Source organism: Streptomyces chlorus (assembly GCF_042655885.1).
Lineage (GTDB): Bacteria > Actinomycetota > Actinomycetes > Streptomycetales > Streptomycetaceae > Streptomyces > Streptomyces chlorus.
The window spans coordinates 259375-271675 of sequence record NZ_JBHSOA010000014.1; the positions used below are offsets into that span (position 1 = coordinate 259375).

The 12301-nt window shown below is 70.1% G+C and carries 13 protein-coding genes; 5 read left to right on the forward strand and 8 right to left on the reverse strand.

Features of this window, described 5'->3' with window-relative positions; genetic code table 11:
- Positions 1-82: 82 nt before the first annotated feature.
- The 4 genes from cysS to ACFPZI_RS09075 form a co-directional block, all read right to left on the reverse strand.
- Complete coding sequence (cysS, locus tag ACFPZI_RS09060; protein ID WP_381360578.1) at positions 83-1489, reverse strand: cysteine--tRNA ligase; 1407 nt, start codon at positions 1487-1489, stop codon at positions 83-85.
- A gap of 94 nt (positions 1490-1583) precedes the next feature.
- Positions 1584-2147 carry a 2-C-methyl-D-erythritol 2,4-cyclodiphosphate synthase gene (gene ispF, locus ACFPZI_RS09065; RefSeq protein ID WP_381360581.1) on the reverse strand — a complete coding sequence of 188 codons (564 nt, stop codon included), beginning with the start codon at positions 2145-2147 and terminating at the stop codon, positions 1584-1586.
- On the reverse strand, positions 2137-2913 hold the full coding sequence (ispD, locus tag ACFPZI_RS09070; RefSeq protein WP_381360583.1) for a 2-C-methyl-D-erythritol 4-phosphate cytidylyltransferase: 777 nt from the start codon (positions 2911-2913) through the stop codon (positions 2137-2139). The genes ispF and ispD overlap by 11 nt, the downstream gene beginning before the upstream one ends.
- Before the next feature lie 382 nt (positions 2914-3295).
- On the reverse strand, positions 3296-3778 hold the full coding sequence (locus ACFPZI_RS09075) for a CarD family transcriptional regulator (RefSeq protein WP_042168913.1): 483 nt from the start codon (positions 3776-3778) through the stop codon (positions 3296-3298).
- 790 nt (positions 3779-4568) lie between these two features.
- Between ACFPZI_RS09075 and ACFPZI_RS09080 the strand changes: the two genes are divergently transcribed.
- Positions 4569-5252, forward strand: a complete 684-nt coding sequence (locus ACFPZI_RS09080; RefSeq protein WP_381360586.1) for a copper chaperone PCu(A)C domain-containing protein — start codon at positions 4569-4571, stop codon at positions 5250-5252.
- 452 nt (positions 5253-5704) lie between these two features.
- On the opposite strand, the gene phoP is transcribed toward ACFPZI_RS09080, so the two are convergent.
- Together phoP and phoR are read right to left on the reverse strand one after the other, a co-directional pair.
- Entirely contained in the window at positions 5705-6376 is a 672-nt protein-coding gene (gene phoP, locus ACFPZI_RS09085) for a two-component system response regulator PhoP (RefSeq protein WP_465269179.1), read from the reverse strand.
- Positions 6377-6381: 5 nt separating this feature from the next.
- The gene (gene phoR, locus ACFPZI_RS09090; protein ID WP_381360589.1) at positions 6382-7734 is read right to left on the reverse strand and encodes a two-component system sensor histidine kinase PhoR; all 1353 of its coding nucleotides are present in this window, start codon (positions 7732-7734) and stop codon (positions 6382-6384) included.
- Between the two features lie 269 nt (positions 7735-8003).
- Between phoR and phoU the strand changes: the two genes are divergently transcribed.
- From phoU to ACFPZI_RS09105, 3 genes are all read left to right on the forward strand, one after another.
- The gene (gene phoU / locus ACFPZI_RS09095; protein ID WP_381360592.1) at positions 8004-8702 is read left to right on the forward strand and encodes a phosphate signaling complex protein PhoU; all 699 of its coding nucleotides are present in this window, start codon (positions 8004-8006) and stop codon (positions 8700-8702) included.
- A gap of 124 nt (positions 8703-8826) precedes the next feature.
- The gene (locus tag ACFPZI_RS09100; protein ID WP_381360595.1) at positions 8827-8991 is read left to right on the forward strand and encodes a hypothetical protein; all 165 of its coding nucleotides are present in this window, start codon (positions 8827-8829) and stop codon (positions 8989-8991) included.
- Positions 8992-9172: 181 nt separating this feature from the next.
- Entirely contained in the window at positions 9173-9424 is a 252-nt protein-coding gene (locus tag ACFPZI_RS09105; protein ID WP_381360597.1) for an SCO4226 family nickel-binding protein, read from the forward strand.
- Here the strand turns inward: ACFPZI_RS09105 and ACFPZI_RS09110 are convergent.
- Positions 9413-10768: an MDR family MFS transporter gene (locus ACFPZI_RS09110; protein ID WP_381360600.1), complete on the reverse strand. Its 1356-nt coding sequence runs from the start codon at positions 10766-10768 to the stop codon at positions 9413-9415. The genes ACFPZI_RS09105 and ACFPZI_RS09110 overlap by 12 nt on opposite strands.
- A gap of 161 nt (positions 10769-10929) precedes the next feature.
- On the opposite strand from ACFPZI_RS09110, the gene ACFPZI_RS09115 reads away from it, so the two are divergent.
- Positions 10930-11691 (forward strand): phosphoglyceromutase, encoded by a 762-nt coding sequence (locus ACFPZI_RS09115; RefSeq protein ID WP_381360603.1) that lies wholly within the window; start codon positions 10930-10932, stop codon positions 11689-11691.
- Positions 11692-11791: 100 nt separating this feature from the next.
- Here the strand turns inward: ACFPZI_RS09115 and ACFPZI_RS09120 are convergent, their stop codons facing one another.
- Positions 11792-11971, reverse strand: a complete 180-nt coding sequence (locus ACFPZI_RS09120) for a hypothetical protein (protein ID WP_381360605.1) — start codon at positions 11969-11971, stop codon at positions 11792-11794.
- Between the last annotated feature and the right edge of the window lie 330 nt (positions 11972-12301).

Sequence of the window (12301 nt, forward strand, 5' to 3'; positions counted from 1 at the left end):
ATGCAGTGTGCCGCCCGGAGGCCCGGACGGCACACTCGATCTTGCGGCCGTGCTCCGGCCGCGCTTCCGCCGTGCGTCCGCGTCAGCGCGGGCCGAGGCTCCAGCGTGGGCCCTGCGGACCGTCCTCGATGACCAGTCCGGACTGGCCGAGCTGGTCGCGGATGGCGTCCGCGGTGGGCCAGTCCTTGCGGGCGCGGGCGGCCTCGCGCTGGTCGAGGACCATGCGGACGAGGGTGTCGACGACGCCGTTCAGATCGTCGCCGCGGCCGGCATCACCGGCCCAGTGCGCGTCGAGGGGGTCCAGGCCGAGGACGGCGAGCATGGCGCGCACCTCGGTGAGGCGGGCGACGGCCGCTTCCTTGTCGTCGGCGGCCAGCGCGCTGTTGCCCTGCCGGACGGTGGTGTGCACCACCGCCAGCGCCTGCGGTACGCCGAGGTCGTCGTCCATGGCCTCGGCGAAGGCGGGCGGCACCTCTGCGGCCGGCTCGACGGCGCCCGCGGTGCCGGTCAGCTCGCCGACCCGCTGGATGAAGCCCTCGATCCGCGCGAACGCGGACTCCGCCTCGCGCAGGGCCTCCTCGCTGTACTCGATCATCGAGCGGTAGTGCGGGGTGCCGAGGTAGTAGCGGAGCACGATGGGCCGCCAGCGCTTGACCATCTCGCTGACGAGCACCGAGTTGCCGAGCGACTTCGACATCTTCTCGCCGCTCATGGTGACCCAGGCGTTGTGCACCCAGTACCGGGCGAACTCGTCGCCGTAGGCCTTGGCCTGGGCGATCTCGTTCTCGTGGTGCGGGAAGATCAGGTCGAGGCCGCCGCCGTGGATGTCGAAGACGGGGCCGAGGTACTTGTGCGCCATCGCCGAGCACTCGAGGTGCCAGCCGGGACGACCGCGGCCCCACGGCGACTCCCAACTCGGCTCGCCGGGCTTGACCGCCTTCCACAGGGCGAAGTCGCGCGGGTCGCGCTTGCCGGTCTCGCCCTCGCCCGACGGCTGGAGCAGATTGTCGAGTTCCTGGTTGGACAGCTCCAGGTACTCGGGGAACGAGGTGACGGCGAAGTAGACGTTGCCGTCGGCCTCGTAGGCGTGGCCGCGCTCGATGAGGCCGCGCATCATCTCGACCATCTCGGTGATGTGGCCGGTGGCGCGCGGCTCGTAGGTCGGGGGGAGGCAGCCGAGGGCCTGGTAGCCGTCGGTGAAGGCGCGCTCGTTCTCGTAGCCGATGGACCACCAGGGGCGGTCCTGCTCTGCGGACTTCGCGATGATCTTGTCGTCGATGTCCGTGACATTGCGGATGAACGTCGTGCGCAGACCGCGGTACTCGAACCAGCGGCGCATGATGTCGAAGTTCAGCCCCGAGCGGATGTGCCCGATGTGGGGTGCTGCCTGCACGGTGGCACCACACAGGTAGATCGAGACACAACCCGGCTGGAGCGGGATGAAGTCACGAATCTGCCGGGCGCTGGTGTCGTACAGGCGAATGGTCACCCCTCCAGGGTAGTCGGCCCGGGGCGGTGCCTCGCGCCCCTTTCCGCCGTCCTCGAACCGTGTTTCGGTCGATCCCGGTCCGCGCGGACGGCGGTCAGCCCCGGTCCGTGCGGACGACGAGGGCGGTGGCGACGGCCATGAGTCCTTCGCCGCGGCCCGGGAAGCCGAGTCCGTCGGTGGTGGCGCCGGAGACCGACACGGGTGCCCCGGCGGCCTCGGAAAGGATCTTCTGGGCCTCGTCCCGGCGCTTGCCGATCTTGGGGCGGTCCCCGACGACCTGCACCGCGACGTTGCCGATCCGGAATCCGGCCGCCCGGACGATCCGTGCGGCCTCGGTCAGCAGGGTCACGCCGGAGGCGCCGGACCACTCGGGCCGCCCGGTGCCGAAGTGCTGTCCCAGGTCGCCGAGGCCGGCGGCGGAGAACAGGGCGTTGCATGCGGCGTGCGCCACGACGTCGGCGTCGGAGTGCCCGGCGAGTCCGGGCCCCTGGCCCTCCCACTTCAGGCCGGCGCACCACAGCTCCCGGCCGTCCTCGAAGGCATGGACGTCGGTACCGATGCCGACCTGCGGGAGGACGGGCTCCGCGCGTGCGGGCTCCGCGCGTAGGGACTCCGCGTGAACGGACTCCGCGCCTGCGGCCTGCGGCTCAGAAGCCATCGTTGAGCCTCCTGCGGGCGAGGACCGCCTCGGCGAGGACGAGGTCGAGGGGGCGGGTGACCTTGAACGCCTCTTCGTGGCCGGGCACGGTGACGACGGCCAGGCCCAGCTGCTCGACCATGCTCGCGTCGTCGGTGACGTTGTCGGTCACCGTCTCGTGCGCGCGCACCAGGGTGGCCCGGTCGAAGCCCTGCGGGGTCTGCACGGCACGCAGCAGGGACCGGTCGGGGGTGGCGACCACGGGCTCCGGCTCGCCGGGGACGGCGGCGGGCTCGACCTGCTTGACGGTGTCGGCGAGCGGCAGCGCCGGGACCACGGCGGGGGCGCCGTCGCGGACGGCCTCGACGACGGCGTCCACGGTGTCGACGGGGACCAGCGGGCGGGCCGCGTCGTGCACCAGGACGATGTCGAACCCGGGCGGCAGCGCGGCGAGGCCGAGTTTCACGGACTCCTGACGGCTCTCCCCGCCGGGGACGACGACGAACTCGGTGCGGTCGGGCAGCGCGTGCGCGTCGAGCAGCGTCCTGACCTCCGCGGCGCCCTCCGGCGGGGCCACGACGACGACCAGGGAGACGGCACGGGAATCGGCCATCGCGCGGACGGCGTGGATGAGCATGGGCGTGCCGCCCAGGGTGCGGAGCGCCTTGGGCGCGCCCGGACCGAGGCGCACACCCCGGCCGGCGGCCGGGATCACGGCCGCTGTGCGGGCGGTCGGACGGCCGGACACGGGCTGCGCCGGCGACTGCGGGAAGGGATCGTCAGACATCGGTTCCTGTCAGGTTTGTGTGCTGGACCCGAGTGGGTATGGCCTTGGGCGTAGCCCTTGCTCCCGGAGCGGGGGAAGTGCCGGGCGTACCGCCTTGACCAGCCCCTTCCGTGACTCTGGTCGGGTCGGCCGCCCGGACCCGGCAGAGTGCGGGGAAGCGCGGCGGGTGCGAAGCGTACGGGCTGGGCGGCATACGGACGGTGTCACCTACGGATGGTGTCCGGGTACGAACATGCCGCAGCGCCCGGCGACTTCACAAACGTCATCGGGCACCGCGGCATTTCGATGTGCTGGTCCTCGAGGTGCACATGGAATTCGGTGTGCTACCGAGCACCGGGCGACGAAGCTCCGTGCGTGCCCCGCCTGCTGCGCTTTCCTCGCCTCAGGAGGCGAGAACCTCGTCGAGGAGAGCTTCGGCCTTGTCCTCGTTGGTCTTCTCCGCGAGAGCGAGCTCGCTGACCAGGATCTGGCGCGCCTTGGCGAGCATGCGCTTCTCACCGGCGGAGAGTCCGCGCTCACGCTCACGACGCCACAGGTCACGCACGACTTCCGCGACCTTGATGACGTCGCCCGAGGCGAGTTTCTCCAGGTTTGCCTTGTACCGACGGGACCAGTTCGTGGGCTCCTCGGCATACGGCGCGCGCAGCACCTCGAAGACCCGGTCCAGCCCGTCCTGACCGACCACATCACGCACGCCGACGAACTCCGCATTGTCCGCTGGCACACGTACCGTCAGGTCGCCCTGGGCGACCTTCAGCACCAAGTAGGTCTTGTCCACGCCTTTGATCTGGCGAGTTTCGATAGCCTCGATCAGCGCGGCCCCGTGATGGGGATAGACCACGGTGTCGCCAACCTTGAACGTCATGTGACAGGTACCCCTTCCGTGGCTATCCAGGGTAACACGGATACAGCGTGTTCTGAATGGCGTTTTCGCAGGTCAGGGCCATTCTCGGGGCTTGACAACAGCATCAGGAACGTGCTTCGACCACTGAACGGAAGCAGGTATTCGCAGGTCGGAGGGGCTCTCCGGGGCAAGCGAAACGCGTACGGTACACGCATCCGGAACTCCCCGGAGACGCCCATACGTCCCCCTATGTCTGACTCCAAGTGCTCGACTTTCGCTACTCCGTTCGGTGCGCGCAGCCGGGTTCCAGCCGAATCCGAAATTGATCACGAGCCCTCCGGGACACGCCGACGGTGATCCATTTCCGGACCGCCCGCCGCATTTTCCGGTCCGGCCCCCGTATTCCTTCACGGAATACGCGCCACGCCGAGGGGAGGACACCCCCGGCCGTACTTATGTGAATGCCGGAGGAGTGTCCGGCCGGAGTAACCCGCGAGTCACTTACCCGCGAGTCACTTACGCGAGCCAGTGGCAGGCATCACGCCCTCACACGCGGGCTCGCGCTCCGGGCATCACACTTCCGGGATCACCGGGATCTCCGGGATCACACGCGAGCCGAGGGCCGTCCACGGCGCCCATGCGCGCCATCCGGGGTGAACAGTGGGCGCCGCAGAGAGGGTCGGGTGCGGACGCGCGGGAGCGGCTCGATAACCTGGGGCCGCTGACAGGCACCCACTGGCAGCGAATGACAGACACTCAGGGCGGCTGACCGGTCGCCACCGCTCGCACGAGTCAAGGAGTTGCCGCCGCCGTGAGCAGCAGCCTTCGACGCGGGGCCATCGCCGCCGCCGCCATCGCGTTCTCGATCGCCTCGCTCTCCGCGTGCGCGGCCGGCAACAACGCCCAGACCCTGCAGGTCCAGCCGGACAACGCCGCGACGACCGTCGGCGTCATCAAGGTCCAGAACGCCATCGTCGTCACCCAGCCGGACCTCGAGTCCACGGGACCGGCCGTCGTCTCCGCGACCCTGTTCAACGAGGGCCGCACCGACCAGACGCTGGAGTCGGTCACCCTCCCCGGCACCGGCAAGACCGCCGAGCTGACCCCCGCCAAGGGCGGCAGCCTGACCGTCCCGGCCGGCGGCCGGCTCATCCTCGGCGGCGGGGGCAACGCCTCGGCCGTGCTGTCCAGCAGCCGTGAGTCCGTCCAGGACGGCAACGCGCAGCCGGTCACCTTCACCTTCAGCGAGACCGGTGCCGTGAGCCTGCGCGCGTTCGTCTACCCGGCCGAGAGCTTCTTCACCGAGTGGGGCCCGAGCAACATCCCGACCGCGCCGGAGGCCTCGGCCAAGCCGTCGGCGGGTGCGTCCGACAAGGCAACGGGCTCGCCGAGCGCACCCGCGGCCCCCGGGGCCGAGGGCTCCGCCGACACGACGGACGCCCCCGAGGGCACCCCGTCCGACGCCGCCTCGGCCAGCCAGTCGGCCGGCAACTGAGCGGCAGCGGCCGCGCACATACCCGCACACGCACTGAATACGACGGTGGACGGGACCGTTCCTCTGGGCTGAGCGGGAGTGGGTCTGCTCAGCCGCACGCCCCGAACGGTCCTGGGCTCCCCCACTGCCTCAAGGGCGTGGGAGGTACCCCCCAGTCCCCGGCGTACTCAACCCCTGGGGCGGCGACACGCATCCTGTGCGTGGTCCGGGCCCGGAAGGCCAGTTCCCTGTGCGACCCGGCCCCATGAGGACGGCCGGAGGCGACGGGGAGGCCCCGAACCATCACTCCGGTGGAACAGGGGCCCCTCACCGGCGCCGTACCCGGCGTCCAGATCGCACGATCACGCTGACCCGGACGGCCCACCGACGCCGCAAGCCGACCACCACACGATCGAGTTAAACCGCCGGATGCCGGATGCCGGGCCATGGTGGCCCGGCATCCGGAGGCCCGTCTACGGCTCGAACTTGTAGCCGAGCCCGCGGACCGTCACCAGGTAGCGCGGCGCGCCCGGGTCCGGCTCGATCTTGGCGCGCAGCCGCTTGACGTGGACGTCGAGGGTCTTGGTGTCGCCCACGTAGTCGGCGCCCCAGACCCGGTCGATGAGCTGCATCCGGGTCAGCACGCGCCCGGCGTTGCGCAGCAGCATCTCCAGCAGGTCGAACTCCTTCAGGGGCAGGTCGACCTTGGTGCCGCCCACGGTGACCACGTGCCGGTCGACATCCATGCGGACGGGACCGGCTTCCAGGGCGGCGGGGGCGACCTCCTCGGGCTCGCCCCTGCGGCGCAGCACGGCGCGGATACGGGCGACCAGCTCGCGCGAGGAGAACGGCTTGGTGACGTAGTCGTCGGCCCCTATTTCCAGGCCCACCACCTTGTCGATCTCGCTGTCCTTGGCGGTCACCATGATGACGGGGACGTTGGAGCGGCCGCGCAGCTGACGGCACACCTCGGTGCCCGGCAGGCCGGGCAGCATCAGGTCGAGGAGGACGAGGTCGGCGCCGTTGCGCTCGAACTCGTCGAGACCGTCGGGCCCGGTGGCCGCCACGGCGACCTCGAAGCCCTCCTTGCGGAGCATGTACGACAGGGCGTCGGAGAAGGACTCCTCGTCCTCGACGACGAGCACTCGGGTCACGGAAGGACCTCCGGGGAGGGAAGCGTTTCGTACGCGGATGGATCGGGGGAATGGGGGGAGCGGGCGGTCCGTCCGGCCTCGGCGTTGAGGCTTTCGGGTTCGTCCTGGTGGGACGGCCGGGGTGCGCGGTCGCGGGTGGGGGCCGCGGCGGCCTCGGGAAGCCGCAGGGTGAAGGTGGAGCCCTGGCCTTCGGCGCTCCACACGGTGACTTCCCCGCCGTGCGAGGCGGCCACGTGCTTCACGATCGCCAGGCCGAGACCCGTACCGCCCGTGGCACGGGAGCGGGCCGGGTCGACACGGTAGAAGCGCTCGAAGACGCGCTCCTTCTCCTTCTCCGAGATGCCGATGCCCTGGTCGGTCACGGCGATCTCGATCATGTCCCCGCCCGGTCGGCCGACCCAGCGGGCCGCAATGCCGACGCGGGTGCGGGCGGGTGAGTAGTTGACGGCGTTCTCGACGAGGTTACCGAGAGCGGCGGCGAGCTGGCCGCGGTTGCCCCAGATGCGCAGGTCGCCGATCTCGGTGGCTTCCGCCTGCCGCCCGGCGTCGCCCTGATCGGCTCCTTCGGGCGACCACACGTTGGAGGCCATGGTGATCTGTTTGATGCCCGCCGCGTGCCGGCAGCGGCCGACGGCCTCGGCGACGAGGTCTTCCACCCGGACGGGTTCGGCGTCCTCGAGCGGGTCGTCGTTCTGGACCCGGGAGAGGTCGATGAGTTCCTGCACCAGGTTGGTGAGGCGGACGGCCTCGCCCTGCATGCGGCCGGCGAAGCGCTCCACGGCCTGGGGGTCGTCGGAGGCGTCCATGACGGCTTCGGAGAGCAGGGAAAGCGCGCCGACCGGAGTCTTCAGTTCATGGCTGACATTGGCGACGAAGTCACGCCGTACCGCCTCTATGCGACGGGCCTCGGTGAGGTCCTCCACGAGCAGCAGGACGAGCCGGGAGCCGAGGGGGGCCACCCGGGCGGAGACGGCGAGGGCCTCGCCGCGTCCGGTGCCGCGGCGGGGCAGGTCCAGTTCGACCTGGCGTATCTCGCCGTCGCGCCGGGTGTCGCGGGCCATCTGCAGCATGGGATCCACGGCGAGCTTGCCGCCGAGGACCAGCCCGAGGGCGTACGCGGCGGAGCTGGCCTTGACCACGCCGTCCGCCTCGTCCAGGACGACGGCGGAGGAGCGCAGTACGGACAGCACGGTGTCCACGCCCGGCGGAAGCACCGGGTCCGTGTGCAGCGAGGAACGCGTGGGGCGCCTCTGTTCACGCTCGCTGAAGCGGAACGCCAGCATGGCGATGACGCCGGTGAGCACTCCGGCGATCGCTGCCATTGCGGCGACCGCCGCGTTCACGTCCATGTGTCCAGGTTAGGCATGCGCCGACCAGTGGCCACAGCCACGGGACGACAAGCTCTAAGACTCGTCGCCCAGAGTTCACCTTGGAGCCAGGGATGATTCATGTAAGGGGCCGGATTCGGACGCGTAGGGAACGGAACGTGGGAGCGTGGGGTTCGCACCGTCGGTCGCGCGGGGTTCGCGCTGTCGGCTGCGTGGCGGGGCACACGCCCCGAAAACCCACGGGAGCCCCCCGCTCCCGAAACCCCTTCGAACGCATGAGAGGAACCCTGATGCGGGACGCGTACCACGAGGAACTGGATTCGATCGGCGACGGTCTGGTGGAGATGGCCCGACTGGTCGGGTCGGCGATCGGGCGCGCCACGACCGCCATCCTCGACACCGATCTGAAGCTGGCCGAGAACGTGATCGAGGCCGACCAGAAGGTCGACGAGCTCCAGCACGACCTGGAGGCCCTGGCCATAGCCCTGCTGGCGCGCCAGCAGCCGGTGGCGACCGATCTGCGGATCGTCGTCACCTCGCTGCGGATGTCGGCCGACCTGGAGCGCTCCGGCGACCTGGCGCAGCATGTGGCGAAGCTCGCCCGGCTGCGGTACCCGGAGCGTGCTGTTCCGCACGACCTGCACGCGACCATTCTGGAGATGGGCCAGCTCGCCCAGCGTCTGATGGCCAAGGCGGCCGAGGTGCTCATCACCAAGGACGTCGACCTGGCGCTCCAGCTGGAGCAGGACGACGACGAGATGGACCTGCTGCACCGCGCCCTCTTCCAGCACCTGATGGACGACCGCTGGAAGCACGGCATCGAGACGGCCGTCGACGTGACGCTGCTGGGCCGCTACTACGAGCGGTACGCCGACCACGCGGTCTCGGTCGCCAAGCGGGTGGTCTACCTGGTCACGGGCGAGCACGCGGACGAGATCCAGCCGGACATCCAGCCCGACATCCAGGCGGCGCCGGCGACGGATGCCTGACCGGACAGCGCGGGGAATCGGCCAGGGGGCGTGCGCGAGTCCCAATGCGCCGTTGATGCGCCGTTGATGTGCCCAGGGGAGCGGGCATCCAATGGGTACAGGCACCAGTCTCGAGGAGGGACCCATGGCCGATTCCCCCAGCTCCACCGGCACGACACCCGATCCCGCGCGGGAACGCGAGACCGAGCAGCCGGCCGAGATCAGGAACCTGACCCTGATCGCCGCGTGCGGCTGCGGCTCGGGCTGCGGCTGCGGCTGCCAGTCGGGCAGCCCCTGCCAGTGCGGCTGAGCCCGCAGGCTCACTGTTCGGTACGCGCCGAAGGCCCCGGCGGTCATCGTGACGACGGCACTCGCTGCCGCCGTCCGACCACCCGGGGCCTTCGGCGTGCCGCGCGGTCGGCACAGGCGCAGCATGGAAGGTACGTACGGCCGAAGCACGTACGCCCGAAGTCGGAAGGAAGTGCGAGGCCATGACGCAGTACATGGATGTCCACCACGGCATGCGCGGCATCACGGCGGACCAGTTGGAGCAGGCCCACGCGGCCGACCTCGCGATACAGCAGGAAGAGGGCGTTCACTTCCAGCAGACGTGGGCGGACCCGGAGTCCGGCACGCTCTACTGCCTCTCGGAGGCGCCCTCCGCCGAGGCGGTCCAGCGCATCCACGAACGGACCGGCCACCTGGCCGACGAGATCCACGCGGTGCCGTTGTCAGTGCGGTGAGCCGCCGGAGGCGCCGACCTCCGGCAGCCCCTCGTCCACCCGCCCCAAAACCACGGCCTTCTCCCCTCTCGCGGCGACGGCCGGCGCCTCCTCGGCGATGACGGGGTCAGTGTCGGCGTCGGCGTGGGTGACGGTCGTGGTCGCGGTCGGCACACGGCGCATCAACAGCGCGTACCCGAGCCCCGCCACCGTGCCGACGACGGCGCACATGCCCCACAGCCACTCCGCCCCGTACCGGTCGATGACGAGTCCCGACATCAGCGGGGCGACGAGCGAGGCGACGGCCCAGGACATGGTGTACATGCCCTGGTAGCGCCCGCGCCCATGGGCCGGCGACAGCTGGACGACGAGCCCGGTCTGGGTGGGCGCGTTGACGATCTCGGCGAGCGTCCACACGCAGACGGTGAGGGCGAAGACCCCGACCGACCCGGCGAAGGCGGTGAGACCGAAGCCGTACCCGGCGAGCAGCGCGGAGACCACCAGCAGGCGGCCGGGGTCGCGGTGCTCGATGAACCGGGTGACCGGGATCTGCAGGACGACGATGAGGACGCCGTTGACCGCGATGGCCATGCCGTAGTCCGCCGGGGTGAACCCGGCCGCGCCCATCGCGACGGGCAGCCCGACGGCCCCCTGCTGGAAGATCAGCGCGACGAGGAAGGACAGCCCCACGACGCCCATGAACCGCCTGTCGCGGAGCACGGTCCCGAGCCCGACGGAGTCCTCGCGTGCCTCCCCCGCGACCTGGACGGGCTTCGACTCGGGGAGCTTCACGAAGACGACGATCGCGCAGATCATCGTCATCACGGCCTCGAGGAGGAACCCGGCGGCATAGCTGTGCTCGGCGATGAACCCGGCGGCCATGGTGGAGACGGCGAACCCGAGGTTGATGGCCCAGTAGTTGAGGGAGAAGGCACGGATACGGTCCTCGGGCCGGACAATGTCGGCCATCATCGCCTGGACGGCGGGCCGCGAGGCGTTGGAGGCCATACCGACGAGGAAGGCGACGCCGGCGATGGCGACGGGGTCGCGCACGAAGCCGAGCAGCGCGACGGACACCGCGGTGGACGCCTGCGCGATCAACAGGGTGGGCCGCCGCCCGATCCGGTCGGTCATCACCCCGGCGCCCAGGGACGACATCACCCCGCCGAGGCCGTGCAGGGCGGCAACCAGACCGGCGTAGGTGGCGGAGTATCCGCGGTCGAGGGTGAGGTAGAGCGCCATGAAGGTGGCGACGAAGCCGCCGAGCCGGTTGACGAGGGTGCTGGTCCACAGCCACCAGAAGGCAGGTGGCAGCCCGGACACGGTCTCCCGCAGCGCACGCCTGACACGACCGACGGACACCATGGAACCCCCGAATTGTAAGTGCCTGAACCGGCAGGCACACATTACGAAGGCTGCCGAGGAGCCCGCCACTCGATTAACAGATCCCGTCAACCCGTCGAGCCCGCCCTTCACCCACCGGACAGGGGCGCGGCCCGCGCGGGGCTTCGATTACGCTCGGAGCCATGGCCGACGCACCGTACAAGCTGATCCTCCTCCGCCACGGCGAGAGCGACTGGAACGCGAAGAACCTGTTCACCGGCTGGGTGGACGTCAACCTCACCGAGAAGGGCGAGAAGGAGGCAGTCCGCGGCGGTGAGCTGCTGAAGGACGCCGGCCTGCTGCCCGACGTACTCCACACGTCGCTCCAGAAGCGCGCCATCCGCACCGCCCAGCTCGCGCTGGAGTCCGCCGACCGCCTGTGGATCCCGGTGAACCGCAGCTGGCGCCTGAACGAGCGCCACTACGGCGCCCTCCAGGGCAAGGACAAGGCGCAGACCCTCGCGGAGTTCGGCGAGGAGCAGTTCATGCTGTGGCGCCGCTCCTACGACACCCCGCCGCCCCCTCTGGACACCGACGCCGAGTACTCCCAGTTCGACGACCCGCGCTACGCCGCCCTCCCGCCGGAGCTGCGCCCGCGCACGGAGTGCCTGAAGGACGTCGTCGTCCGCATGCTGCCGTACTGGTTCGACAACATCGTCCCCGACCTCCTGGCCGGCCGCACGGTCCTGGTCGCCGCCCACGGCAACAGCCTGCGCGCCCTGGTCAAGCACCTCGACGGCATCTCCGACGCCGACATCGCGGGCCTGAACATCCCGACGGGCATCCCCCTGTCCTACGAACTCGACGCCGACTTCAAGCCGCTCACCCCGGGCGGCACCTACCTCGACCCGAACGCGGCGGCGTCCGCCATCGAGGCGGTCAAGAACCAGGGCAAGAAGAAGTAACGCGGCACGAACAAGCCCCCCACCTGCTGTTTCCTGTCCGGTGGGGGGCTTGTTTGCACCCCCGGGCCGCCTGTGGGCCGTCAGGTGCTTGATCGGACCGTTAGGCGCGTCGGCCACAGCGGCGGAGGCGGATGTCGAGGACGATCAGCAGGGCCGTGGGCATGGCGACCTCGGCGGGGGCGTTGGCCCACAAAGCGAACGTGCCGCCAGCCGCGCCGATGAGCGCGATCGGCAGATCCCGAAGGTGGATGTCGACTGTTACGCCGATGCGTGCGACCATAGTGTTCTCCATTTAGTTCGTGCTGGTTGAGGCAACAATCAATGCGCTGGTGGAGACCGAAGGCCACCCACTGCAATGGGTGGCCTTCTTGCTTCCCTGCTAGTTCCCGGAACATATTCCACAGTCGGCTCGTCGCGCAAATCCCCAACTGTTGCGGAACTGGCGCTTCCGCGTATCCACTGAATCGATCGACACGCTTGAGTCGCGGGAGGTTCTACTAAACCTTGTCTCCGTCAAGCCTTGTTTCCTTTACCCCATGCACCTCCCACTGTCGTTGTACGGGTTGTGGCCCGGCCGGGCGAGGGTGACCGGGCGGGCGGGCGGGCGGGC

Excerpts from the sequence above, each read along its gene's own strand:
- ACFPZI_RS09120 (WP_381360605.1), bottom strand. The coding sequence starts at position 11,971 with ATGGTCGCACGCATCGGCGTAACAGTCGACATCCACCTTCGGGATCTG.
- ACFPZI_RS09115 (WP_381360603.1), top strand. The coding sequence starts at position 10,930 with ATGGCCGACGCACCGTACAAGCTGATCCTCCTCCGCCACGGCGAGAGC.
- ACFPZI_RS09110 (WP_381360600.1), bottom strand. The coding sequence starts at position 10,768 with ATGGTGTCCGTCGGTCGTGTCAGGCGTGCGCTGCGGGAGACCGTGTCC.
- ispD (WP_381360583.1), bottom strand. The coding sequence starts at position 2,913 with ATGTCTGACGATCCCTTCCCGCAGTCGCCGGCGCAGCCCGTGTCCGGC.
- phoR (WP_381360589.1), bottom strand. The coding sequence starts at position 7,734 with ATGGACGTGAACGCGGCGGTCGCCGCAATGGCAGCGATCGCCGGAGTG.
- ACFPZI_RS09075 (WP_042168913.1), bottom strand. The coding sequence starts at position 3,778 with ATGACGTTCAAGGTTGGCGACACCGTGGTCTATCCCCATCACGGGGCC.
- ispF (WP_381360581.1), bottom strand. The coding sequence starts at position 2,147 with ATGGCTTCTGAGCCGCAGGCCGCAGGCGCGGAGTCCGTTCACGCGGAG.
- ACFPZI_RS09105 (WP_381360597.1), top strand. The coding sequence starts at position 9,173 with ATGACGCAGTACATGGATGTCCACCACGGCATGCGCGGCATCACGGCG.
- ACFPZI_RS09100 (WP_381360595.1), top strand. The coding sequence starts at position 8,827 with ATGGCCGATTCCCCCAGCTCCACCGGCACGACACCCGATCCCGCGCGG.
- phoU (WP_381360592.1), top strand. The coding sequence starts at position 8,004 with ATGCGGGACGCGTACCACGAGGAACTGGATTCGATCGGCGACGGTCTG.